1 protein-coding gene is annotated in these 1,102 nt (G+C 52.5%); it reads left to right on the top strand.

Annotated elements, in window-relative coordinates:
* Positions 1-1,102: Ig-like domain-containing protein (locus tag V5298_RS20695; RefSeq protein WP_332933292.1), on the top strand; the 1,102-nt coding region annotated here is incomplete at both ends.

The raw sequence follows: 1,102 nt of genomic DNA on the forward strand, positions 1-1,102 counted from the left end.
GTGAATCAGTGGCTATCAGCGTCACTGATGCTGACGATGAGACCCAGACATTTGCGGCTACTGTCCAACCTGACGGTACATACAGTGCCGATGTGCCTACTGCGCTCGCTGAAGGTGATTATACGGTTTCAGTAACAGCTTCCGATGATGCAGGAAATACTACCACGGTGAATGAAAATGGGTCTGTCGATACCAGTGCGCCAACGTTAACCGTCACCGATCCTGGTCTAGGCAACGACGCTACGCCTACCATCACCGGTAATACAGATTTAGCGGCAGGTGAACTAGTCGCTATCAGCGTCACTGATGCGGATAATGAGACACAAACCTTTTCAGCAACCGTATTACCCGATGGCTCTTTTAGTGCTGATGTCCCCAATGATCTCGCCGAAGGTGATTATGCTGTTGCCGTCACCGCCACCGATGATGCCGGAAACACCATCACCATAAACGAAGACGGGACGGTAGATACCAGTGCACCAACGTTAACCGTCACCGATCCTGGACTAGGCAACGACGCCACGCCTACCATCACCGGGAATACAGATTTAGCGGCCGGTGAACTAGTCGCTATCAGCGTCACCGATGCGGATGATGATACTCAGAGCTTTACCGCCACTGTCCAACCTGACGGTTCATACAGTGCCGATGTGCCTACTGCGCTCGCTGAAGGTGATTATACTATTTCAGTAACAGCTACTGATGAAGCCGGAAATACCATCACCATAAACGAAGGAGGGACGGTAGATACCAGTGCGCCAACGTTAACCATCACCGATCCCGGATTAGGCAATGACGCCACGCCCACCATCACCGGTAATACAGATTTAGCGGCTGGTGAATTGGTGACTATCAGCGTCACTGATGCGGATAATGATACCCAGACCTTTACCGCCACTGTCCAAGCAGACGGTTCGTTCAGTGCTGATGTCCCAACGGCACTCGCCGAAGGTGATTATACGGTTGCTGTCAGCGCCACCGACGATGCGGGTAATAGCATCACCGCAAATGAAGATGGGTCTGTGGATACCACTGCGCCAACGTTAACGGTAACCGATCCCGGATTAGGCAATGACGCCACGCCCACCATCGCAGGGAATAC

The sequence above is a fragment of the Alteromonas sp. 14N.309.X.WAT.G.H12 genome, from assembly GCF_036697315.1.
Taxonomy (GTDB): Bacteria; Pseudomonadota; Gammaproteobacteria; order Enterobacterales; family Alteromonadaceae; genus Alteromonas.